Annotated in this window: 23 protein-coding genes; 20 read left to right on the top strand and 3 right to left on the bottom strand. The window is 62.2% G+C overall.

Features of this window, described 5'->3' with window-relative positions; translation table 11 throughout:
• Positions 1-62: 62 nt before the first annotated feature.
• Positions 63-344, top strand: a complete 282-nt coding sequence (locus tag I3J27_RS34655) for a helix-turn-helix transcriptional regulator (RefSeq protein WP_027534820.1) — start codon at positions 63-65, stop codon at positions 342-344.
• A 22-nt stretch (positions 345-366) separates the two neighbouring features.
• A complete protein-coding gene (locus I3J27_RS34650) occupies positions 367-1248 on the top strand; it encodes a replication initiator protein A (RefSeq protein WP_270163325.1) in 882 nt (293 codons plus the stop codon).
• A 587-nt stretch (positions 1249-1835) separates the two neighbouring features.
• Here the strand turns inward: I3J27_RS34650 and I3J27_RS34645 are convergent.
• Entirely contained in the window at positions 1836-2885 is a 1050-nt protein-coding gene (locus I3J27_RS34645) for an IS110 family RNA-guided transposase (RefSeq protein ID WP_270163324.1), read from the bottom strand.
• 285 nt (positions 2886-3170) lie between these two features.
• Between I3J27_RS34645 and I3J27_RS34640 the strand changes: the two genes are divergently transcribed.
• The 18 genes from I3J27_RS34640 to I3J27_RS34555 all read left to right on the top strand — a co-directional run bounded on the left by I3J27_RS34640 (position 3171) and on the right by I3J27_RS34555 (position 21770).
• Entirely contained in the window at positions 3171-3635 is a 465-nt protein-coding gene (locus tag I3J27_RS34640) for a DUF2840 domain-containing protein (protein WP_270163323.1), read from the top strand.
• A complete protein-coding gene (locus I3J27_RS34635; RefSeq protein WP_270163322.1) occupies positions 3632-4144 on the top strand; it encodes a S26 family signal peptidase in 513 nt (170 codons plus the stop codon). The genes I3J27_RS34640 and I3J27_RS34635 overlap by 4 nt, the downstream gene beginning before the upstream one ends.
• Positions 4145-4287: 143 nt before the next feature.
• On the top strand, positions 4288-5064 hold the full coding sequence (locus I3J27_RS34630) for a lytic transglycosylase domain-containing protein (RefSeq protein ID WP_370691913.1): 777 nt from the start codon (positions 4288-4290) through the stop codon (positions 5062-5064).
• 715 nt (positions 5065-5779) lie between these two features.
• Positions 5780-6868 (top strand): IS110 family RNA-guided transposase, encoded by a 1089-nt coding sequence (locus I3J27_RS34625; RefSeq protein ID WP_270163320.1) that lies wholly within the window; start codon positions 5780-5782, stop codon positions 6866-6868.
• 552 nt (positions 6869-7420) lie between these two features.
• Positions 7421-9184 (top strand): relaxase/mobilization nuclease domain-containing protein, encoded by a 1764-nt coding sequence (locus I3J27_RS34620; RefSeq protein ID WP_270163319.1) that lies wholly within the window; start codon positions 7421-7423, stop codon positions 9182-9184.
• Between the two features lie 32 nt (positions 9185-9216).
• A complete protein-coding gene (locus I3J27_RS34615; RefSeq protein ID WP_270163318.1) occupies positions 9217-11199 on the top strand; it encodes a conjugal transfer protein TraG in 1983 nt (660 codons plus the stop codon).
• A gap of 6 nt (positions 11200-11205) precedes the next feature.
• Positions 11206-11634, top strand: coding sequence for a ribbon-helix-helix domain-containing protein (locus tag I3J27_RS34610; RefSeq protein WP_270163317.1), 429 nt, complete (start codon positions 11206-11208; stop codon positions 11632-11634).
• A 201-nt stretch (positions 11635-11835) separates the two neighbouring features.
• Positions 11836-12756, top strand: a complete 921-nt coding sequence (trbB, locus tag I3J27_RS34605; protein ID WP_370691996.1) for a P-type conjugative transfer ATPase TrbB — start codon at positions 11836-11838, stop codon at positions 12754-12756.
• Between the two features lie 11 nt (positions 12757-12767).
• Positions 12768-13094 (top strand): TrbC/VirB2 family type IV secretion system protein, encoded by a 327-nt coding sequence (locus I3J27_RS34600; protein ID WP_270172963.1) that lies wholly within the window; start codon positions 12768-12770, stop codon positions 13092-13094.
• Positions 13094-13357, top strand: a complete 264-nt coding sequence (locus I3J27_RS34595; RefSeq protein WP_027534830.1) for a VirB3 family type IV secretion system protein — start codon at positions 13094-13096, stop codon at positions 13355-13357. The genes I3J27_RS34600 and I3J27_RS34595 overlap by 1 nt, the downstream gene beginning before the upstream one ends.
• Positions 13358-13367: 10 nt before the next feature.
• The gene (trbE, locus tag I3J27_RS34590; protein WP_270163315.1) at positions 13368-15809 is read left to right on the top strand and encodes a conjugal transfer protein TrbE; all 2442 of its coding nucleotides are present in this window, start codon (positions 13368-13370) and stop codon (positions 15807-15809) included.
• Complete coding sequence (gene trbJ / locus I3J27_RS34585) at positions 15806-16537, top strand: P-type conjugative transfer protein TrbJ (protein ID WP_270163314.1); 732 nt, start codon at positions 15806-15808, stop codon at positions 16535-16537. The genes trbE and trbJ overlap by 4 nt, the downstream gene beginning before the upstream one ends.
• Positions 16537-16920, top strand: a complete 384-nt coding sequence (trbK-alt, locus tag I3J27_RS34580) for a putative entry exclusion protein TrbK-alt (protein ID WP_270163313.1) — start codon at positions 16537-16539, stop codon at positions 16918-16920. Before trbJ ends, trbK-alt begins: the two co-directional genes overlap by 1 nt.
• Positions 16917-18146 carry a P-type conjugative transfer protein TrbL gene (gene trbL / locus I3J27_RS34575; protein WP_270163312.1) on the top strand — a complete coding sequence of 410 codons (1230 nt, stop codon included), beginning with the start codon at positions 16917-16919 and terminating at the stop codon, positions 18144-18146. The genes trbK-alt and trbL overlap by 4 nt, the downstream gene beginning before the upstream one ends.
• A gap of 485 nt (positions 18147-18631) precedes the next feature.
• Positions 18632-19315, top strand: a complete 684-nt coding sequence (gene trbF, locus I3J27_RS34570) for a conjugal transfer protein TrbF (protein WP_027545494.1) — start codon at positions 18632-18634, stop codon at positions 19313-19315.
• An 86-nt stretch (positions 19316-19401) separates the two neighbouring features.
• Entirely contained in the window at positions 19402-20307 is a 906-nt protein-coding gene (gene trbG / locus I3J27_RS34565; RefSeq protein WP_270172962.1) for a P-type conjugative transfer protein TrbG, read from the top strand.
• Entirely contained in the window at positions 20304-21518 is a 1215-nt protein-coding gene (locus tag I3J27_RS34560; RefSeq protein ID WP_270163311.1) for a TraB/TrbI/VirB10 family type IV secretion system protein, read from the top strand. Before trbG ends, I3J27_RS34560 begins: the two co-directional genes overlap by 4 nt.
• Before the next feature lie 6 nt (positions 21519-21524).
• Positions 21525-21770: a DUF2274 domain-containing protein gene (locus I3J27_RS34555; protein WP_084302325.1), complete on the top strand. Its 246-nt coding sequence runs from the start codon at positions 21525-21527 to the stop codon at positions 21768-21770.
• Here I3J27_RS34555 and I3J27_RS34550 read toward each other — a convergent pair.
• Positions 21737-22726: a LysR family transcriptional regulator gene (locus tag I3J27_RS34550; protein ID WP_306417043.1), complete on the bottom strand. Its 990-nt coding sequence runs from the start codon at positions 22724-22726 to the stop codon at positions 21737-21739. The two genes, I3J27_RS34555 and I3J27_RS34550, sit on opposite strands and share 34 nt — an antisense overlap.
• A 9-nt stretch (positions 22727-22735) precedes the next feature.
• Positions 22736-23365: an acyl-homoserine-lactone synthase gene (locus I3J27_RS34545; RefSeq protein WP_270163310.1), complete on the bottom strand. Its 630-nt coding sequence runs from the start codon at positions 23363-23365 to the stop codon at positions 22736-22738.
• Between the last annotated feature and the right edge of the window lie 613 nt (positions 23366-23978).

Genomic DNA, 23978 nt, shown 5'->3' with positions numbered 1-23978 from the left:
ATGATGACCGCACACACGCCGGTGCCGCCATCCGCAGTTCGCTGTCCTCTTGGAGTTCTCAAATGCCCGATCCGATGGCCGGTCTGCCCCCGCGCTTCCTGCGTACATCGGAGGCCGCGCGTTATCTTGGCCTTTCCGGTCGCACGCTGGAGAAGCACCGCACGTACGGCACCGGGCCGACGTATCGGAAGATTGGCGGGCGTGTCGTCTACGCCGTAGATGACCTGAAAGCATGGGCTGATCTCGGCGCCAAAACCTCGACCTCCGATCCCGGCAAAGGGACTGTGCTGCCCGCAAAGAAGCACCCGACGCTGCGCCCCTATGCGGGCCAGGAACGTCGCTGATCCCTGTTTGAGAGCGATGGTCATGCGACGCAAACACCATTCCGAGCGCAACCAGCTTGAGCTCTTCCGCGCACTGCCCGGTGATCTGGCGCCCCGCGACGCGCAGGATCTGATGGCTTATCCATTCTTCTCGCTCGCGAAAACAAAGCGCATTGTGCCGATCGATTTTCGTACCGGTGCGATCACAATTCGCGTCGAAGCGGTGCCGGAACACGGCATGGCGACCATTTGGGATGCGGACGTCTTGATCTGGGCCGCTTCCCAGATCGTCGAGGCCCGTGACGCTGGCTTGAAGACGTCCCGCTTGATGGCTGCAACGCCTTACGAGATTCTGACGTTCGTCGGCCGCGGCACCAGCTCGCGCGACTATGACCGCCTGAAGGCGGGGCTCGACAGGTTGCAATCGACGACCGTGTTGACGTCAATTCGCCAGATTGCAGAACGACGGCGGCATCGCTTCTCCTGGATCAACGAATGGAAGGAGACGGCTGACGCAAACGGGCGCCCGTTCGGGCTCGAACTGATCCTGCCCGATTGGTTCTATTCCGGCGTGATCGATGACGCGCTCGTGCTCACGATTGATCGCGCGTATTTCGATCTGACGGGCGGACTTGAGCGCTGGCTTTACCGGCTCGTGCGCAAGCATGGCGGCCGGCAGCAGGGCGGCTGGAGTTTCGATCTTGTGCATCTCCATGCCAAGTCCGGCAGTCTCTCGCCTCTCAAGCATTTTGCATACGACGTGCGTCAGATTGTCCAGCGCCAGGCATTGCCTGGCTACCAACTCGTGCTCACGCGCGATCGCGATGGCGCCGAGCGGTTGAAGTTCGCGCCCGCGCTCATCAATCCATTCACCGAGAGACTTCGCAAGCGCGGTCTCCTTCCGAAATCGGGAGGCAACCTGTGAATCAGCTCGTGCTATCGGGGACCGCAACCCTCGTGCCATCAGGGACCCGACCCTCGTGCTATCGGGGACCGGAATCGGATCGAAGTCCTTGTTCTTTAGCGCTTTTCAGCCGCCGTAACTCTTCTAACATACTGACACTAACTTCTTGTTGTGAATCAGTACGTTGTGAACAAGTCGGCCGCGCGTGCAACGAGGATGCCTCATGCATCCACTCTCTCACGCGCAAAGCTTCGCTGCAATACGATTGTTGTCGCCACTGCACGCGCGCGGGCGCGATCGCGCGCAAATCTGCGCGATCACTGACGTCAACATCATCGCCTGATGCGCGTCACATCCTTTTGCAGCCACTCGCTCGGCGAGGAGAACTCGCTAACATCCGTGGTTGGCACGACGGCCACCACAAGCCGGAATCTGAGGAAAGGGCGGTCAGGCTAACCAGCGCCGTGCTTGATGGCTTCAAACGCCGTCATGAAGCCGCCGGCAAGAAAAGTTGCGATCTCACCCAAATCCCCGTCTCCTCGGGAGACGCTGCTCCGCCGTGGCGGAAGGAAAAGGCGCGCGTGGAAGCGGCCGGGTCGCGGAGGCCCTTACATCACCGCAGCGACCCGGCCGCGCTTGCCGCCGGCGCCAAACCGGAAGGTGGTTCCATCGACCCAGATCTTGTGCAGCAGCACGGCGAGCGCGCGCGCCACTGCGGTTGCCGCGCGCTTCAGGCCCTTCTTCCTGGCCAGCCGCAGGCCCCACAGCCGCAGCTTGAAGTTCTTCGGAATGCGGGTGAGAATCGCGATCGCCGCCTCGTACAGCATCGCCCGTGTCAACTCGTCGCCGCATTTGGAGATGCTGCCGATGCGGTCGGTCTGTCCGGATTGATAGCGCCGCGGCGTCAGGCCGAAATGCGCGCCGACATTGCTCGACTTCCTGAATCGCGCCGGATCGTCGACGGTGGCGCGGAAGGTCAGCGCCACGAGTGCGCCAACACCGGGCACTGTCATCATCCGCCGCACAGCGTCGTCGCTGCGCGCCGCCGCCAGAACGAGGCGCTGCAGTTTTGCCAGCTGCAACCGCATCGCGCTTCTCGCGTCCAGCAACGGCGTGACGATCGCCTCCAGCTCCTTCTTTCCGGCCATGATCTCGCGCACCCGCACGTCAAAGCGGCCGACCGAGATTTCGCCGACCTTAAGGCCAAACGGGCGCAACAGGCCGCGGATCATGTTCTCCATGTCGAGCACCTTGCCGAGCAGGGCCTTGCGTCCGACCAGCAGCGCCCGCAGCGCTTGCGCGCCTTCCGATTTGACATGGACCGCACGGAACCAGCCGGTCCGCATCATGTGGGCGATGCCCTTGGCGTCGTTGCGATCGGTCTTGTTCAGCATCGCGTTCAGCGCCGCCTTGGCGTGCCGGGTCTCGATGCAGGTCACGGGGAGGCCCTTTTCACTGAGCGCCGTGAACAGCCAGGCGCTGTACGAGAAGGCTTCCAGCCCGACGCGCTTGAGGTGGATTCCCCAATCCGCCAGGAACAGCTCGATCGCGTCCGGATCGGTCTCGAGTTTCGCTTCCCGGACCACCTTGCCCTCGCTGTCCACCACGCAAATGTTCGTCGCCTCCAGCGACACGTCGAGCCCTGCATAGAAGTCCATCGTTCGCCTCCACCGCCGATCGCCGGAGCGCACCGCGCGCTCCGTTCGCGAATCGCTGTGAAGCATTTTCGCAGCAGCACGGCAGGCGAGGGGGCACCGGTCAGTACCCCGGCTAACCAGAAATCCTTCGGATTTCTTCTAACGGACCACGCCTTCGGGCCTGATGAGGATAACCACCACGGTCCGCCTGTTCTGCCTCGCCACAGTGAAGGCGAGAGCGAGGACGCGCTGTCGCAATTCCGCTCCCGCCAGGCAACCAGAACCTTTCTGTACTCGGAGCGCACCATGAACAATTTCACTGAAGTCGAACTCCTTTGGCTCGAGAAGCGCATTGAGAACCGCATCCGGTTCGGCCACTCCGTCGAGGAGAGAATCCTCGATCGCCGCCGACGCGTGCTGTCCTTTGCGCCCGGCAGCATCTTCGCGTTCGTACGCTGGACATCAAACGACTTCGGAACGGCAATCTCACGGATCGATATTCTGCGCGCGGTGGTACCGGGACAACGATGCTCCACGGTGCCCTATGTGAAGCCCGGCGGGGACATTCTCCTGCGCCTATCCGGCTGGCCCAAGGTCGAACGGGTGCTTCAGTTGATCGACGCTGTCGAGGCACTCGACATCGATCCCGCGGACGCTGCGCCCGATTACTGGCATCATGTTCATAACCGCATGTCGGTCAATGAAAACCCCCGCCCCTACACGAAAGCGAGACACCAGGCGTGGCTTCAACGGCAGAGGACCATGCGATGACAGGTCGGTGGAAGACCTTGGTCACGATGTTCGGCGGCGCTGCTGCTCTTCTCGTACCGATAGTTCTCGACCTGACACCACTCTACGTCTGGAATGCATCTGACAGCGTGCCAATCGGCCTGTATCGCTTGCAACCTGCGGAAAAGCTGTTCGTGACCGAGTTGCTCGCCGTTCAGCCGCCGGAGCCGCTTGCAACCTTCCTTGACGCGAGCGGCTATCTGCCGGCCGGGATACCAATGCTCAAGCGCGTGCTGGCGCTTCCGGGGCAGACCGTCTGTAGAACCGGGCTCGCAGTTACCGTCGACGCGATCGAAATGGGCGAGGCAAGGGATCGCGATGGCCGCGGCCGTCCCCTCCCGAAATGGCAGGGTTGCCGCGTCGTCGGCGAGGGCGAACTCTTTGTCATGAACTGGCAATCCGCCGACTCGCTGGACGGAAGATACTTCGGCTTTCTGCCGGCATCCGCCGTCCTTGGGCGTGCGCTCCCCGTGTGGACCTGGGAGGACTGAGCGTGCGGGTGTTGGGATTCCGATCTGCTATTTCGCTGTTCGACCGAATGTCGCCCCATTCCTCCGTCCCGGCCAACGATCGCGGAGCCCTCGCGCGCAGGGCCGGTCCAGCGCCCGCCCCGGACTTCGTCCGTGGGCGGCCGATGGGCCGGCGCCAGGCGACCTTAGCCCGGAGGAGCACGAACACAAGGGCATGCTGGCGTTCAGTCGAAACAAGCCTTCGCTCCGTCGTGCCGTTGTTCCTTGCGCTGACGATCAGTGATGCTGCGGCTTTCGCCGAGACACGATCGGCAGAGCATACAGCGAACTCTCAAACCAGCGAAGCGTTTGCACCGATCATTGACGAGGCCTCGCGCCGCTTCGGCTTACCAGTGTACTGGATACGCGCCGTCTTGGAAGTCGAGAGCGCTGGAGACGTGTGCGCCAAATCCCCGAAAGGTGCCATGGGGCTGATGCAGATCATGCCGCAGACTTGGGCCGAGCTTCGCCTGCGATACCAGCTTGGCAACGATCCCTACGATCCCCACGACAACATCCTTGCTGGTGCGGCCTATCTCCGGGAACTGCAGGACCGATACGGTTCGCCGGGCTTCCTCGCAGCCTACAATGCGGGACCTGGTCGCTACGAAGAACATCTCGCTGGTCGAGCATTGCCAGCTGAAACCCGAGCTTATTTGCAGAAGCTTGCACCAACGATCGGCAGCGATATTTCCGTTCCTGGGGCGGTCGCCAGGTTGCAGCCGTCGGGAACGACGCTATTCGCTGTGCGGTCCGAAAGCCTCAAGAGCACCACGTCGGCGCAGCGCGGCCTCATGCTGGATCACACTCCGATCGCGGGCGTTGCACACGACATTTCAGCCATCGTACCCCAAGCAACCGGGCTTTTTTCCGCGAGCTTTGTTGCGGGAGGTCGGCGATGAGCGAATGCATAAGCGCGCATGCATTAGCGTTCCGTAGAGAGAAATGGGCGGAAAGGAGGGGACGGTCGGAAGACACGAGTAAGCGTTCGGCGGCTGCACATCGGGCAGCTCGTGATATCAGTCGTCAGTTTCCACGTCGCGGGCGCCCCGTGACGGACATTCGGTTTACATTCGAAACGCCGCAACACGATCATGACGCTAAGACGTTCGGGTTTGCTACTGAAGGACCCTCGCTCACGCGGCAAGAGTTCGCTGAGGAGTGCGATAATAACGTGCTGATGGCATACGGGCGATGCCTTCGGCCCGCGCTCTACTCGTCGCTTCGCTCCTCACCGAGCCACCCTACGGGTGTCTCGGCCCTTCGGGTAACGATCGCTATCGCAAACGCTCGCAAACAGTGGGGGCTTCGCAAGTCAACTGCGAAGTCGCGGCGGCTCTTTCGCAATGAATCGGCCACCAGCCGAGGTGTTCGGGCAGGCGCTATTAGAGGATCCACCGCAACGACCCGAACTGCATTTTGTCGCAAACCGCCGCGAGCACCGACAGCCTGTTGGCTTGGAAGTTGGGCCCTGGGAATCAGGGACCGGGAGAACATGAGCATGACGGCAGGACGGCCGCCCGTAATCGGTCTGCGCCGGGAATTCCGGCTGCTGACGTGGCCGGCCGGCCGAATAACCCGCACACTGCGCCGCCTCAGCAACGCGGGAGGCGTGTGATGGAATTCTTCTGTGGTCTGGATGTCGGCATGGACGAGACAGCGATCTGTGTGGTGGACGCCGCCGGCAAGGTGATGCTGGAGACGGTGGTGGTGACCGATCCGGAGGCGATCAAGGCGGCGCTTGCGCCGTATCTTGGCCGCTTGCGGCGGCTCGGCCACGAGGCGGGCTCGCTGTCGCCCTGGCTGCACCCGGAACTGTTGCAACGCGGTCTGCCGGCGGTCTGCCTGGAGACCCTGCACGTGCGCGCGGCGCTGAAGGCGCAGCGCAACAAGACCGACAAGGCGGACGCGCTCGGCATTGCCCACATCATGCGCACCGGCTGGTTCCGAAAGGCCCACATCAAGAGCGCGGCGTGCTACCGGCTGCGGCTGTTGTTGACGCACCGGCGCAATCTGAAGCGCAAGTTCCTGGATCTCGAGAACGCGATCCGGCATTCGCTGAAGGTGTTCGGCATCCGGCTGAACCGGGTCGGCCGCGGCGGTTTTGCGCAAGCCGTGCGCGAGGCGGTGGCCAGCGATGCGCTGGTCAGCGAGCTGATCGACGCCATGCTGAACGCGCGCGCGGCGCTGTGGAAGGAGTATGGCCGGCTGCACGATCTGGTGGTGCGCCTGGTTGCCGGGCACGAGCTGTGCCGGCGCTTCATGCAGATTCCAGGCGTCGGTCCGATCGCAGCCTTGAGCTTCATGACCGCGGTCGATGATCCGTCGCGCTTCAAGCGCTCGCGCGACGTCGCGGCGTATTTTGGCCTGACCTCGCGGCGCTGGCAGTCCGGCTCCTCGGTCGACGTCAAGGGGCGGATCAGCAAGGCGGGCGACGGCGACGTGCGGCGGGCGCTGTACGAGGCGGCGAGCGCGCTGCTGACCCGCTACAAGAAGAAAGACAAGGTCAAGAGCTGGGGGCTGGCGCTGGCCAGGCGCTCCTCGCACCGCAAGGCGACGGTCGCGGTGGCGCGCAAGCTCGCCGTGATCATGCACGCGATGTGGACCAGCGGCACGTTCTACTGCGGCGATCCGGACGTCGCGGCGGCCGACGTCAGCGCGCGGGCCGCGGCCAAGGATCACCGGCTGCTGGGAGCCTGGGCATGACCAGCGCAAGGGATTTGCACGTCGGCGGCACGATGATCGCCACGTATTGAACACGGAGCTCCGCGCGAGCGGATGAGGACTGGTGCAGCACAACGACGACGGAACGCACGTTATCTTGCCTGCGACGGTGCATCTTCGGATGGCCGATCGCGCCGGATTGCCTGTGATGTGGCTCCGTCATCCCGATGGAAAGATGCGCCGCGACGGCGTCCGCGCTGCCTTGCTGCAGCGACCTTGTGCCGTCGATGAGCGCGGAAGACTGCACGGCGCATCAGGACTCATGACCATTGCGGCGCATCGTGTCATGGCGTGGATCAGAGCGGCTTGTCGCAAACGAGAAAGGAAGCGAGAATGGCTGAGACGAGAGAGACGACACGACCGATTAAGACGGCGAGATAAAAGGGGCTCGCCGGTCGAACCGCAAGCCATTGACATGGCTTGGGTTCTGGCGTGCCGGTCGGTCGGGGCGCGTGCCGCGCCGTACATTTTGAACAGCGCAATCAAGCAGATTTTCGGCACTGTAGCTGCCTTGGCGCCTTTCGAGGTCCGGCAATGACCCTGCGTGACAGCGATCTGCGCATTCGGCCCGGGCGCATCCGCAGCACCCGCGCGCCCAAGCCGAAGAGCTTCATCAACCAGGTGCTACGTGCCGCGAAGAAAGCCGGACACACGTCGGGTCAGGGCAGGTTTGGCAGGCGTTCTGCGGCCTATGGGCGCTCGACGTTTGGCCGCGGCCGGCTGTCCTTTGGTCGCAGCCGGTTGTTCAGTCCGACGCGGCGCGTTGTGGTGAAGGCGCGCATCGTGCGTCACAAGGGACGTTCGTTCCGCTCGGCGCCGCTGACGGCTCATCTTTCATACCTCAAGCGCGACGGAGTAACCCGGAACGGCGAGCGGGCCGAGATGTTTGATGCTGGCAGCGATCGAGCTGACGGTGCGGCCTTCGCAGAACGCTGCGAGGGCGACCGCCATCATTTTCGATTCATTGTCTCGCCCGAGGATGCCGCCGACATGACTGACCTCAAGGCCTTCACCCGTGATCTGGCCAAGCAGATGGAGATCGATCTCGGAACGCAGCTCGAATGGGTGGCCGTCGATCACTGGAATACGGACAACCCTCACATCCATCTTCTCGTTCGGGGAGTCGATGAGACAGGCGCAGACCTCGTGATCTCCCGCGACTACGTCAGCCGCGGCCTGCGCTCACGCGCCGAGGAGTTGGTCGGCATCGAACTGGGTCCAAGACCTGAGCATGAAATCCGCAATGCGCTGGAGAGAGAAGTCACGGCAGAGCGATGGACGCGGCTCGACCGGGAGATCTGGCAGGTCGCCGACGAAACCGGCTATATCGATCTTCGCCCCGACAATCCCGGCAGCTCCGATCCCGAAATCCGGCGCCTGATGGTCGGCCGCCTTCAGCACCTGGAGAAGATGGGCCTTGCTGCGTCAGCTGCGCCAGGGGAGTGGATGGTCGGGCTCGAGGCTGAACGTAATCTCCGCGACCTCGGCATGCGCGGCGACATCATCAAGACCATGCATCGCGCCTTCAGCGAGCGTGGGGAAGCGCGTGGCGTGTCCGACTACGTCATCGAAGGTGGACAGCCAAGCTCCCAGATTATCGGACGACTGGTCGATCATGGATTGCATGACGAGCTCACCGGCGAGGCCTACGCCCTGATCGACGGAACAGACGGGCGCGCGCACCACGTCCGGTTCCGAGGAATCGAAGCTTTCGAACATGCGCCATCCGTCGGCGGTATGGTCGAGGTCCGGCGCTTCGGTCCGGCCGATGATCCGCGCCCGACATTGGTCCTTGCGGCCCGTTCTGATCTCGATCTTGGCGAGCAGGTCGCCGCGAAAGGCGCCACCTGGCTCGACCACCGGCTGGTTGAATCCAACCCCATGCCGCTCGCCATGGGCGGCTTCGGTCGCCAGACGCGCGACGCTCTCGAAGCTCGCACAGAGCATCTGGTTCGGGAAGGTCTGGCGCGACGGCAGGGCCAGCGCATCACATTCCAGCGTGATCTCCTGAACACGTTGCGCCGACGCGAGCTGGACGAGGTGGCGGCAAGAATCTCGGCGCAGACCGGCCTGCCTCACGTGAAGGGCGCCTCGGGCGAGCACGTAGCGGGCACGTATCGTCAGCGGTTGACGCTCGCCTCGGGGCGTTTCGCCATGATCGACGACGGGCTCGGATTTCAGCTGGTGCCCTGGTCGCGCGAGCTTGAGAAAAGGTTGGGCCAGCACGTTGCCGGCACCACGAAGGAGGGCGGCGGGATCGAATGGAGCTTCGGCCGGAAGCGCGACCTCAGCCTGTAGCTATCTTGTCAATTGCTCGAAAGGTGTTCGGGATGACCGGAACCAAAATCCTATGGGGACAGGTGATTGTCGTCGGCCTGATCGTCTTGCTCGCCATATGGGGTGCGACCGAGTGGACAGCCTGGCGCCTCGCCTATCAGCCGGAGCTTGGGCAGCCGTGGTTCGAGTTGTCGGGCTTCAAGATCTACTACCCGCCCGTCTTCTTCTGGTGGTGGTTCGTCTACGACGCCTATGCCCCTCAGGTCTTTGTCGAAGGTGCATTCATCGTGGCCTCGGGGACCTTTGTTTCGATCGCGGTCGCGATCGGCATGTCGGTCTGGCGGGCGCGCGAGGCCAAGAATGTCCAGACCTACGGCTCGGCGCGGTGGGCCGATCCGCGGGAGGTGCAGGCGGCCGGACTTTTGGGTGGGGACGGGGTCGTGCTTGGCAGGCTGGCGGAGGATTACCTCCGCCACAACGGACCGGAGCATGTGCTCTGCTTTGCGCCGACCCGGTCCGGCAAGGGCGTTGGCCTTGTTGTTCCTTCCCTCCTCACGTGGCCAGACTCGGCAATCGTGCACGACATCAAGGGCGAGAACTGGCAGCTCACGGCCGGGTTTCGGTCCCGACATGGCCGGGTGTTGCTGTTCGATCCGACCAATCCAAAATCGTCTGCCTACAACCCACTTCTCGAAGTACGCCGCGGCGAATGGGAGGTTCGGGACGTCCAGAATGTTGCGGACGTGCTGGTCGATCCGGAAGGGTCGCTCGACAAGCGGAACCACTGGGAGAAGACCAGCCATTCGCTGCTTGTCGGTGCCATCCTGCACGTCCTCTATGCAGAACTTGACAAGACGCTCGCCGGGGTCGCGGCCTTTTTGTCGGACCCGAAGCGCCCAATCGAAGTCACGCTGAAGGCAATGATGACAAGCTCGCACCTTGGTGAGCAGGGTCCACATCCCGTTGTCGCCTCAACCGCGCGAGAACTGCTGAATAAGTCTGAGAACGAACGCTCTGGCGTGCTCTCGACCGCGATGTCGTTCCTTGGACTCTATCGGGATCCGGTGGTGGCGCAGGTGACAAGCCGATGTGACTGGCGGATCGCGGACCTGATTGCCGAAGCTCGTCCGACGACGCTCTATCTTGTCGTGCCTCCGTCCGACATCTCCCGGACGAAGCCGCTCATACGTCTCGTGCTCAATCAAATTGGCCGTCGCATCACCGAAGATCTGCAAGCCAACAACCGCCGCCACCGCGTCCTGATGATGCTGGACGAGTTCCCGGCACTGGGACGTCTCGATTTTTTCGAGTCGGCGCTCGCGTTCATGGCCGGATACGGGATCAAGGCCTTCCTGATTGCACAGTCGTTGAACCAGATCGAGAAGGCCTACGGCCCCAACAATGCGATTTTGGACAATTGCCATGTCCGCGTGAGCTTCGCAACAAACGACGAGCGGACCGCAAGACGCGTTTCGGACGCGCTTGGGACTGCGACCGAGATGCGAGCCATGAAGAACTATGCCGGCCATCGGCTGAACCCGTGGCTTGGCCATCTGATGGTCTCGCGGCAGGAGACCGCACGCGCCTTGCTCACGCCCGGCGAGGTGATGCAGCTTCCTCCCACCGACGAAATCGTGATGGTGGCCGGGACGGCGCCGATCCGAGCCAGGAAGGTGCGCTACTACGAAGACAGACGGCTTACCGAGCGCATTCTCTCACCGCCAGAGCCGGCCAGGCTGGGGCGGTCTTCCCGGGAAGATAGTTGGTCCAGCCTCAAGCTCCCCGCGCGGAATGGCGCAACCGTCCAGACCGAAGACTCCGAAACCGATGCCGCCAACAGCGGTCTGCGCCGGGAACCCGAACTTCCTGACCACGTCGCCATCGTCAAAGAGACAACCGATGTGACGCCGACAGAAGAGTTTGCCGTCCTGGACGACGACGATGAGGCCGTGCGTCAAGCCCGGCTTCTTCGCCAGCAGATGCGGGGCGTGGCCCGCCAGGCGGCGCTTGACCCGAACGATGGCATTGATCTCTGAGGTCCCATGCGCAACCGCATGAACGTGTATTTCCCCCCGGAGCTTCTGAAGCAGATTTCCGACCTTGCCGATCGCAAAAAGCTCTCGCGATCGGCCATCGTCGAGGCGGCCGTCATCTCGTTTCTGTCACCGGATGGAGTCGATCGCAGAGAGGCGGCGTTCGCCCGCCGGCTGGACCGGTTGTCCCGGCAAGTGCAGAGACTTGAGCGGGATGTCGGGCTGACAGCCGAGACCCTGGCCCTGTTTGTTCGGTTTTGGCTGACGATCACGCCTCCCTTGCCGAACGAAGCCCAGGCCGCCGCTCAGATCAAGGGACGTGAGCGCTTTGAAGGCTTCGTCGAGACATTGGGCCGCCGCCTGCAAAAGGGCCAAAGCTTCTTGCGGGAGATTCCGGACGATGTCGTTCATGGAGCGCCCGAGGATTCCACCAAATGATTGCGCCGGCCTTGCTGGTTGCTCCGGCCTTTCTCTTTCTACGCCAGACTACGACGGAGATGATCGCCTGGTTGCAGGAAGGTCGTTGGTGGTTTTTCTAATCATCCCCATCCGAGGGCGCTGCTTTAGCCCTCGATCGGTGGGGGGCAGGCAGTGGCAATCCATTCTCTTCAGTCGGAGGCGATCTCGCGTGGCGCGCGGATGCTCCGCAGCGCGCTGGGGCTCGCCATCGCGCGCTACCTCGAAGACGATGCGATCGTCGAGGTCATGCTGAACCCTGACGGCCGGTTGTGGATCGACCGGCTCTCCAGCGGACTGACTGATACAGGTGAACAACTCTCCGCCGCCGATGGCGAGCGCATCATTCGCCTGGTGGCACATCATGTGGGGGCCGAGGTCCACGCCGCCGCGCCCCGTATTTCTGCTGAATTACCCGAGACCGGAGAGCGCTTCGAAGGCCTATTGCCTCCTGTCGTCGCGGCACCAGCGTTCGCCATTCGCAAGCCCGCCGTCGCCGTCTTCACGCTCGACGACTATGCCAAGGCGGGCATCATGACGGCCGATCACGCCATGGCACTGCGCCAGGCCGTCGCCTCGCGCAAAAACATCCTGGTCGCTGGCGGCACATCAACGGGCAAGACCACGCTCACAAACGCATTGCTTGCCGAGGTCGCGAAGACCAGTGACCGGGTCGTGCTGATCGAGGACACCCGCGAGTTGCAATGCAAAGCACCGAATCTGGTCGCGCTGCGCACCAAGGATGGCGTGGTCTCGCTCTCGGATCTCGTGCGCTCCTCACTTCGACTGCGTCCAGACCGCATTCCCATTGGCGAGGTGCGGGGCACTGAGGCGCTTGATCTGCTCAAGGCCTGGGGAACCGGTCACCCCGGCGGTATCGGCACCATCCATGCGGGCACTGCGCTCGGCGCTTTACGCCGGCTGGAGCAGCTCATCCAGGAAGCCGTGATGACCGTGCCGCGCGCCCTGATTGCCGACACCATCAACGTCGTTGCGGTCCTGTCCGGGCGCGGTGCCGAGCGCCGGCTTGCCGAACTCGCGCGCGTCAACGGCCTCGGAGCGGCCGGGGATTACAGCCTTTCACCAGCAGGAGACCTCACATGAGCAATCGAAACATGAGCAATCGAAACCGAGTTCCGCATTGGAGCGTTTCCCTCGCCGCGCTGGGTGCGGTCCTGCTCATAAGTCCGCCCGCCTGGGCCGCCGGCTCCAACATGCCATGGGAGCAGCCGCTCAATCAGATCCTGCAGTCGGTTGAAGGACCGGTCGCCAAAATCATCGCCGTCATCATCATCGTCGTCACGGGCCTGACGCTTGCCTTTGGCGATTCCTCGGGCGGCTTTCGCAGGCTGATCCAGATCGTGTTCGGGCTTTCGATCGCGTTCGCAGCTTCGAGCTTCTTCCTGTCGTTCTTTTCGTTCGGCGGCGGCGTGGTGGTGTGATGGACGAGCCCGTCGCAGGATTTATCGCGCCGGTGCATCGGGCTCTGACTGAGCCGATCCTGATGGGCGGAGCACCCCGGTCGGTCGCCATCGTTAACGGGACGCTCGCCGCAGCCCTTGGGCTGGGATTGCGCTTGTGGATCGCCGGTCTCCTGCTCTGGGCCATTGGGCACGCGGCGGCTGTATGGGCTGCCAAGCGAGACCCCGCATTCGTCGAAGTGGTGCGCCGTCACCTGCGCGTCCCAGCCCATCTCAACATCTAGAGCTCTTTCCATGATGAATCTCGCGGAATACCGCCGATCGAGCACGCGGCTTGCCGATTTCCTGCCTTGGGTGGCCCTGGTCGACGCGGGCATCGTCCTGAACAAGGACGGCTCATTCCAGCGAACGGCCAGATTCCGCGGACCAGACCTCGACAGTGCCGTTCCGGCCGAGCTCGTGGCCGTGGCCGGTCGTCTCAACAACGCTCTGCGCCGCCTGGGATCCGGCTGGGCCGTCTTCGTGGAGGCGCAGCGCCATTCCGCAGGAGCGTATCCGCCCAACGCTTTTCCGGACGTCGCATCCGCGCTGGTTGATGCCGAGCGCCGGGCGCAGTTCGAGGAAGAGGGCGCCCATTACGACTCGAGCTATTATCTGACTTTCGCTTACCTGCCGCCGGCCGAGGATGCGGCCAGGGCGGAGCGGCTTCTTTATGAAGGCAGCAGTCGCACGCCAAGTGCCGACGCGCGCGAGGTGCTCAGCGGCTTTGTCGACCGAACCGACCGCGTGCTGCAGCTTGTCGAGGGCTTTATGCCTGAATGCGCCTGGCTCGACGACGAGGAGACGCTGACTTACCTGCATTCGACGATCTCGACCAAACGGCATCGGGTTCGTGTGCCCGAGATCCCCATGTATCTCGACGCGCTGCTCGCTGACCAGCCGTTGACCGGCGGTCTCGAGCCGATGTTGGGCACAGCGTACCTGCGCGTTCTGACCGTCGTCGGATTTCCGACAGCGACCACGCCCGGAATTCTCGATGACCTCAATCGTCTCGCTTTCCCGTACCGCTGGTCGACCCGGGCGATCATGCTCGACAAAACGGATGCGACAAAGCTCCTGACGAGAATCCGGCGGCAGTGGTTCGCCAAGCGGAAGTCAATCGCCGCGATCCTGAAGGAAGTGATGACCAACGAGGCCTCCACGCTTCTCGATACCGACGCTCACAACAAGGCGATGGATGCGGACGCGGCGCTTCAGGAGCTTGGTTCGGACCAGATCGGAGAGGCCTTCGTGACGGCGAGCGTAACCGTTTGGGGCCGGGATGCGCGCTCGGCCGACGAGAGATTGCGACACGTCGAGAAGGTCATTCAGGGGCGCGACTTCACCTGCATGATCGAGACGGTGAATGCCGTCGAAGCTTGGCTCGGCAGCCTGCCTGGACATGTGTACGCCAACATCCGGCAGCCGCCCCTCTCGACCCTCAACCTTGCTCACATGATTCCGCTGTCGGCGGTATGGTCCGGAGAGGCGCGTGATCATCATTTCAACGCTCCGCCCCTGTTCTTTGGCAAGACGGAAGGGTCAACCCCCTTCCGTTTCGCGCTTCACGTCGGCGACGTCGGACACACGCTTGTGGTTGGCCCGACCGGTGCGGGCAAGTCGGTGTTGCTGGCGCTGATGGCGCTCCAGTTCCGCCGCTATCCCCGGTCTCAGGTTTTCGCCTTTGATTTTGGAGGCTCAATCCGGGCGGCAGCCCTCGCGATGGGCGGCGATTGGCACGATCTTGGCGGCGCGCTTTCGCAAGACGCGTCCGAACCGGTCGCGTTGCAGCCATTGGCCTGGATCGACGACACGGCGGAACGGGCCTGGGCTACCGACTGGGTTGCCTCGATCCTTGCCCGCGAGAAGATCGAGATCACGCCGGAGGTGAAGGATCATTTATGGTCCGCGCTGACCTCCCTTGCCTCAGCGCGCCTCCCGGAGCGGACCCTGACAGGGCTGTCCGTTCTGCTCCAGTCGACGACCCTGAAACGCGCGTTGCAACCCTATTGCCTCGGTGGGCCCTATGGGCGGCTGCTCGATGCAGAATTCGAACGAATTGGCGAGGGGGCGGTCCAGGCGTTCGAGACCGAAGGACTGATTGGAACGGATGCGGCGCCCGCGGTGCTGGCCTATCTGTTCCACCGCATTGGCGACCGCCTCGATGGCAGGCCGACGCTCATGATCGTCGACGAAGGCTGGCTTGCGCTTGATGACGCGGATTTTGCCGGCCAGCTCCGCGAATGGTTGAAGACGCTGCGCAAGAAGAATGCGTCTGTGGTTTTCGCCACACAGTCTTTGTCGGACATCGATGGATCTGACATCGCTCCTGCCATCATCGAGAGTTGCCCGACGCGATTGCTTCTTCCGAACGAGCGGGCGATCGAGCCTCAGATCACCGCGATCTATCGCCGTTTTGGGCTCAACGATCGCCAGATCGAGCTCTTGAGCCGCGCGACGCCGAAAAGGGACTACTACTGCCAATCCCGCCGCGGCAACCGCATGTTCGAGCTCGGGCTCGGTGAAGTCGCGCTCGCCTTTGCGGCTGCATCATCCAAGACAGACCAGGCCGCAATCGACCGATTGGTCACAGAGCACGGCCGCGAGGCCTTTGTGCCTGCTTGGCTCCAGCACCGCGGAGCCGGTTGGGCCGTGGACCTCATTCCCAATCTTGGCAATCTGGAGAAGTCGCAATGAGCCGTCGTCGTCTCGGTCTGGCGATCAGCATCGTTGCTGTCTCGCTTCTGGCAACCGCGCCCAGCCGGGCGCAATGGATCGTCTTTGATCCCAACAACTACGTCCAGAATGTCCTGACGGCGGCACGAGAGCTGCAGCAGATCAACAATCAGATCACCTCGTTGCAGAACGAGGCGCAAATGTTGATCAACCAGGCGAAGAACCTGGCAAGCTTGCCATATTCCTCGCTGCAGCAGCTTCAGAGCTCGATTCAACGCACCCAGCAGCTTCTCAGCCAGGCCCAGCGCATCGGCTATGACGTGCAGCAGATCGATCGGGCCTTCGCCACCAGCTACGGACCGGCAACCGCCAGCCAATCCGATTCAGCGTTGATCGCAGGTGCGCAATCGCGCTGGCAGGACTCAGTCGCGGGATTTCAGGACGCGCTTCGTGTGCAAGCCGGCGTTGTCGGAAATCTCGACACAAACCGCATTCAGACCTCAGCACTGGTGAGCTCAAGCCAGGGTGCAAGCGGGGCCCTGCAGGCCACGCAAGCCGGGAACCAGATCCTCGCACTCCAGGCGCAGCAGCTCGCCGACTTGACCGCTTCCGTGGCGGCGCAAGGCAGGGCTCAATCGCTCGAATCTGCGCGACGCGCCGCTGCTCAGGACCAAGGTCGCGAGCAGCTTCGCCGCTTTCTGACGGGTGGTCAGGGCTATCAATCCTCCAACGTGCAGATGTTTCATTGATGAGCAATCAAAAGGCTTTCCAAGCATTGTCGCTCGCCATCACGGCGATTGGCGGAACGGCGCTCATCGTCGCATGCACGATCCAGCTACGCGGTCCGGACAGAGTCACGGGTCCGAAGCCATCGAGCGCAACAGCCAGCAGCCCAATGGAATCCGATCTCACCCGCTGCCGTACTGTGACGTCAGAGCATTCTCCGGCGTATCAGGATTGCCAAAGGATCTGGGCCGAGAACCGGCGCCGGTTCTTCGGCCAAGGGGTGAGCTCGACCAGTCCCGCTGTCAATGATCCAGGCAGTTCACCATTCATGTCAGCGCCGAAAGATCAGAGCCGAATACCTCAAGGCTATCCCTCCGTCGCGTCACCCGAGGGAGGTGACCAATGAGCGGCACGGGAATTATCGATCAGTTCCTCGAGACCTTCACCCGCTACATCGACAATGGCTTTGGGCTTCTTGGCAGCGAGGTGGGCTATCTTGCGACAACGCTGGCTGCGATCGATATCACCCTGGCCGCCCTGTTCTGGAGCTGGGGCACGGATGAGGACATCGTCGCGCGGCTCGTCAAGAAAACCCTGTTCGTCGGTGTCTTCGCCTACCTGATCGGCAATTGGAATAATCTCGCCCGTATCGTCTTCGAAAGCTTCGCCGGTCTCGGATTGAAGGCCTCAGGTACGAGCCTTTCGGCAGGCGATTTCGTTCACCCTGGAAAAATTGCACAAGTCGGGCTCGATGCCGGCCGGCCGATCCTGGATTCGATCTCAAACCTGATGGGCTACATCAGCTTTTTTGAGAACTTTGTCCAGATCGTGGTCCTGCTGTTCGCCTGGGCCGTCGTCCTGCTCGCCTTTTTCATTCTGGCGATCCAGCTCTTCGTCACACTGATAGAGTTCAAGCTGACGACGCTGGCAGGGTTCGTGCTGCTTCCGTTCGGGCTGTTCGGCAAGACGGCGTTTGCGGCCGAACGCGTCCTTGGCAATGTCGTGTCGTCCGGCATCAAGGTGCTGGTGCTGGCCGTGATCGTCGGTATCGGCTCGACCTTGTTTTCCCAGTTCACCGCCGGCTTCAATGGCGGTCAGCCGACGATCGAAGATGCCATGACTCTGGTCTTGGCCGCATTGTCGCTTCTGGGTCTTGGAATCTTTGGACCCGGAATCGCGAACGGTCTGGTATCCGGTGGTCCGCAACTCGGAGCGGGCAGCGCGGTCGGTACGGGACTTGCGGCCGGCGGGATGGCGGCAGCAGGAGCCGGTCTGGCTGCCGGCGGTGTCGGCCTCGCCGGCGGAGCGATCGCAGGTGCGGCGCGGGGCGGCAGCGCGATCGCAAGCGGCGCGGCGGCCGCGTACCGGAGCGGCGGCATAGGTGGTGTTGCCGAGGCAGCTGCTTCAGCTTCTGTCAGTCCGCTCCGCAGAGCCTCCGCGGCGATCCACAGCGGCAGCCGGTCCACCAGCACGACCTCTGCCAGCTCGGGCGAAGGTCCGCCGGATTGGGCGCAGCGCATGAAGCGCGCGCAGACAATCAGCCATGGAGTTTCGGCGGCAACTCATGCCGTCCGGTCGGGAGATCATGGTGGAAGTGGCAGTTCGATCGATCTGTCTGACGGAGGGCGCTAGATGTCAAAGTGCCCGTTCGCTGAGAAGCCGCGCGAATACGCCCACAGGACTGACCAGCCAAGTTCAAGCGCGCGCCCTGGTCGGCGCACCTGGCATGGTCCGGCTTGGCAAGCTCTGGTGCTGGTTTCTCAAGCCCTCTCGTTGAGCCTTACGCCCGCGCTTCTCTGGCAGGCCACGCATGACCCGTCCGCGTCGCTGAGAGCGCCACTGCACGAGAGCCAACAAGTGTTCGAGATGTCGGCCATGCAAGATCGGCCGGACGCCTTCGTTACGCTGCCTCTCGTGCATTTGCTGCCTGACCTCCGGGGTTTGAGCTCAAGCGTTCGCAGACGGCAATGCAGGGCCTGCCGTGTCTCGCGCTGCCTTTGCGTGTTCAGACACCTCGTCCGCGTCGAGCAAGCAACGTGATTGCAACCCTCCGCACTCGCCGCCTGGCCATCGAGCAAAATGCAAGTCTCAATTTTGGTTTCTTGGGGAAATGACTGATGTTCAAGAGGTCTTCGGTTCACTACGGGCGAACGCCCGCGCCCGTGACGCCCTATCAGAAGGCGGCGCAAGCGTGGGACGAGCGCATCGGCTCAGCACGTGTGCAGGCCAGAAATTGGCGGCTGATGGCATTCAGCTGCCTGACGCTCTCGTGCGGCCTCGCAGGAGGGCTGGTCTGGCAATCAACGCAAGGAACAATCACGCCGTGGGTCGTCGAAGTCGATCGTCTCGGCCAGGCCCAAAGAATAGCTCCCGCGACCTCCGATTTCGAACCCAGCGATGCTCAGATTGCCTATCACTTGGCTCGCTTTATCGAGGACGTCCGCGGTCTGCCGGCAGATGGCATTGTCCTGCGCCAGAACTGGCTCAGGGCGTACGATTTCACCACTGACCGCGGGGCCGCCGCTCTGAACGAATACGCCAGGAGCAATGATCCCTTCGCAAGGCTCGGAAAGACGCAAGTCTCAGTCGAGGTCTCGAGCGTGATCCGCGCCTCAACCGAAAGCTTCCGCGTCGCCTGGGTTGAGCGCGGCTACGAGAACGGATCGCTTGGTTCAACGGAGCGCTGGACCGCCATTCTGACGATCGTCATCCAGGCCCCTCGCGATGCCGATCGGTTGCGCAAGAATCCTCTCGGCGTCTACGTCAATGCAATCAGCTGGTCGAAGGAGCTCGGGCAATGAAGCCGCAATCCTCTCAACGCGTGACCGGCATCTCTCCAGGGTTATCGGGCAGGGCGGCCGTTTCAGTGCTCGCGGTCCTCGCGTGCATGCTTGGCGCCTGCTCGACCTATATTCCGCCCCAAATCATCTACGACTCCGACGTGCCCCCACTGCCGCCGCTACCCGCCGATGTCGATGATCGGAGCCGTCCACTCCACGTCCCGCCCGCCTGGAAGGCGGCGCTCGGCGGCAAATCGGGGGCAAAGGAGGAGGCCGAGCCGGTCGACAGGGTCGAAGCGGCCAATAGCGCAGCTCGCGTCCAGCCACGCAAACGCGGGTATTTCAACGCCGCGCAGATCTACAGCTTCAGTCCCGGTGCCCTGTACCAGGTCTATGCAGCGCCGGGTCAAATCACGGACATCGCGCTGGAGGAGGGCGAACAGCTGGTCGGGTCCGGCCCGATCGCGGCTGGCGACACGGTGCGTTGGGTCGTAGGGGATACCGAGAACGGAAGCGGCGACACCCGCCGCGTCCATGTCCTGGTGAAGCCGACGCGCGCGTCGATCGAGACGAACCTCGTCATCAACACGGATCGGCGCACCTATCTGATTGAGCTTCGCGCGCGCGAAAAGCCCTACATGCCGTTGGTTGCGTGGTACTACCCGCAAGATCGGCAGGGGAAAAGACAATCGGCACCTTTGACACCTGCTTTGCCGGACATCACGCAGCGCAGGTTCCGTTACCGAATCGAAGGTGACAACGCTCCCTGGCGTCCCATTGCGGTCTATGATGATGGTCGCAAGGTCTACATCGAATTCCCGCAAGGCATCGTACAGGGGGAAATGCCGCCCCTGTTTGCCCTCGGTGCTGACGGCAAGACCGAGATCGTCAACTATCGGGCCTATGGCAATCTGCTGATTGTCGATCGGCTGTTCGCAGCCGCCGAACTCCGCCTGGGCGGAGAGCACCAGCAGAAGGTCAGAATTGTCCGGACCGACGGGAGCTCGACATGACCGATCGTCAGGATGAAGAACAACCGGCCGGCACGCAGCGACCGCCTCAGGAGCAGACAGAGCCGTTTCGGCTCCGCCCAGAATACCCGCGCGTGACTCGCCTTTCGCGCAAGGTCCTGTTGACCGGAAGCTCGCTGGCAGTATTCCTTGTTGCTGGTGCGACCTTCTGGGCGCTGCAGAAAAATCAGGCACGCGGTCCACGGCCAGAAGAGCTCTACAGCACGGATCACCACAATGTTGCGGAGAGTATCACTGCGCTTCCGCAGGATTACACGATGGTGCCACGCCAGGTGCCGCAGTTGGGGCCGCCGCTTCCAGGCGATCTTGGTCGCCCGATCCTCGCTGCTCAGGGGCAGCCGGCCGGTCCCGCGACAGGTTCGGCCGATCAGGAGCGGCAACGCGAGAGCCAGGAGGCTGAGGCGGCGCGTATCAGCCGTCTGTTTGCCTCCACGAATACGCGAGAGGCCTCAAATCGGATAGGCGCCGGGCAAGCAGTTGATCGCGCGAACATGGCTGCGCCGGGGGTCAACAACGATGAGGGAACTGCGCAGAATGCGCAGGACCGGAAGCTTGCGTTCGTGAATGCTGCCGTGGACAGGCGCACCACGAGTCCGGATCGGATCACGAAAGCTGCTTCACCTTATGTGGTGCAGGCAGGAACGGTCATTCCCGGAGCTCTGATCACGGGCATCCGCTCCGACCTGCCGGGACAGATCACGGCTCAAGTCACCGAGCACGTGTATGACTCGCCGACGGGGCGCTTCCTGCTAATTCCGCAGGGTGCGCGTCTCATAGGGGTCTATGACAGCCAGATCAGCTTCGGCCAGTCACGCGTGTTGCTTGTCTGGACGCGGCTGATCATGCCCAACGGGCGCTCCATTGTCCTCGAGCGGCAACCCGGTGCGGATCCATCGGGGTATGCAGGGCTTGAAGACGATGTCGACAACCACTGGGGCGAACTCTTCAAGGCAGCCGCACTCTCAACCTTGCTGGCCGTCGGCACAGAACTGGGAGCTGGCTCCGACACAAACAGCAACGATAGTGCGATCATTCAGGCGTTGCGACATGGCGCATCGGATTCGCTCAACCAAACTGGACAGCAAGTGGTTCGGCGCAGTCTCAACATCCAGCCCACACTCACTGTCCGGCCAGGGTTTCCGATCCGCGTCAACATCAATCGTGACCTCGTTCTGGAGCCATATAAAGGGTGATTACACATGTCAAAACTCAAAATCGGAGCGATACCAGATGAAAAACCCGTCAAGATCAGTCTTGATCTGCCGGCGTCCGTGCATCGCGATCTTGTCGCCTATGCCGAGACCCTTTCGCGTGAATCGAGCCAATCTGTAGATCCCGCCAAGCTGATTGCGCCGATGCTGGCACGGTTTATGGCCACCGATCGCGGTTTCAGAAAGCTTAGGCGTTCAAGTCATCCCTCTGCTGTTGAAGGCGGTGAAGGATAGCGTTCGGCCAAGAGATCAAGGAAGCGCGTCAGCGCCGGGTTCTCATTGTCCTTACGCCAGTACGCGTTAAAGCCCATACGGCTTGGTCCAGAACCGTCCTGGATTTCCCGATAGACCACGCCGGTGAAGTTGGCTCCCACGTCAGCTTCAAGGACCAGACTTATTCCAAGCCCCAAACTGACGAGGCTCTTGATGATGCCTCGGCTGACATCATGCCGCTCGATCTTTGGCCGCCTCTCATTGGCAACCAGCTTTGAAACCAGCAGCTCCTTTAAATCGCTTCCAGGATCACGTTGGCTTAGCAGAACTGTCTCGTTGTGAAGGTCGGTCCAGTGGATAGCGTTGCGGCTGAGCAGAGGATGATCCTTTGGAAGCACAATGAGAATGCGTTCGCTCCAAACCGGCAGACTCTTCTGACCAGATAGCGTACGTCCTCCAGGCACGACGGCGACATCGGTCGTGCCACTGCGAACAGAATCCATCAGACGTGTGCGCGACTGTTCGGCTGTGGTGAGTGCGACCATGGGAGTTCGCTTCCTGAACTCCGCGAGGGTGGCACGTAGATTGCCTGCAGATATTGAGGTGCAGAAACCCACGGAAAGGTGGCCTGCCTCGCCGCGGCCGCTGGAGCGGCCCGTTGCGACCAGTGTGTCGACCTGCTCAAGGATCATTCGCGACATTTGCAGGATCGTTCGTCCGGCGGGCGTTGGCGCGACTCCGCCGGTCGAACGGTCAAAGAGAGCCACTCCGACCAGGTGCTCAAACTGACTGATCGAGCGACTGAGCACCGAATGCTGCACAGCCAGCGATTCGGCCGCCTGTCGAAAGCTTCCGCAGTCCGCCGCAGCGACCGCCGATCGCAAATGATGAAGACTGATATTGGTTGATTGAACAGGGCGAGACATGTCTCTTGAGATCGAGGCCGCCAATTTTGGGGAGGTTGAGGGGTTGAACATGCGAGATCTCTACGCAGCTTTCAGCGCCGGTTCCCAGAGCACAGGTGAGCGAAGTGTTCCGGTGTCGCGGACCCGGGACAGTGCCGCCGCGGAAATCTCGAGATAACCAGCGACTGCTTGGGTGTTTCCCAATATCCTTGCCTGGCCCGCCCGTCGCAAGGGCCACCCAGCGCGTCGCAAGATGCGCTCCATCCGGGCGTCGGTCACCGTAATAATTTCTGTTAGCCGCCTCGAAAGGCCGAATTCGATCATGCCAGCGAAGAGCTCGTAGGTCGCGCTGGTCAGCCCGCGCATCGTTCCGCGCGCTCCAGCGTCAACATCCAGCGCAAAACGGCTGCTTTCCCAGACCGAAGGAGCCGCTTTAAAGGGTTGTCCATCGAGCAGCACAGGGAAGGTATCGCGCAACATCGTCGGTCCGGTAGATGGAAGCAGTCGTACGCAGCCCTGAACACTATAGTTGCTCGATCGCTGAATCAGGTAGACGGGACCGAGTGCATCAAATTCATCGATTTCCATGTCCCCGCTGGTCTGAACGTCCCATGCGAGTCGTTCCTTGAAAACCCTGTATCTAAGTCGGTGCATCTCACAAAGGTCTTCAGCAAAGGCTCCATAGAACTCCTGTGTGATGATCTGCATCATTGATTGTGCCTCCAAGCCGCAGGGCGGGTATTGAAGGGGAATTGCTGGGGATGTGCAGCCTCCTCAGTTAAGGAGGGTGCGATACCGAAATCCGACGCACGCATCCGGCGACCCCGGAATAGCAGGATGGTGCCGCGCGAGCATATTTATTCGGTCTTCGCCCGTGGTGTCGCCGCCGAACATCCTCAGAGCACTATCGACGAGTTTTTCCTGCCGGCCTATATGGAGTGGCTAGAACCGGGAACGAGACCTAGAGTTTTGAGGGGACACTCTATCGAGGATGACACACACCATGTCAGAAATCTCATGGCGACAGGATGGGGTCGATCCTGGCTGGTTCATCGCTGAGGGCATCGGATCAGTCCGAAGCACGGCCAGCTACGGACGACCATGAGGCTGGTGGTTCCTTCCTGCCTGGTTGCCTGACACTGAAGAGAACGACATCGGACCATTCAGGACAAAAGCTGCAGCATTAAAAGAAGCCGAACGTCTGGCTGCCGCCCAAGATCAAATCGCCGGGAATTAGTCGCGGTTTGCAGCTCGGGGGTGATGCCGGAACATCGTTTACCCTCGTTAGCTCATCTTGGTCGGCAAGCTGATGAGCTCAAGAGCT

The sequence above is a fragment of the Bradyrhizobium xenonodulans genome, assembly GCF_027594865.1.
Lineage (GTDB): Bacteria > Pseudomonadota > Alphaproteobacteria > Rhizobiales > Xanthobacteraceae > Bradyrhizobium > Bradyrhizobium xenonodulans.
The sequence above is the reverse complement of the archived record's forward strand: the minus strand, read 5'-3'. Positions and strand labels throughout refer to the sequence as shown.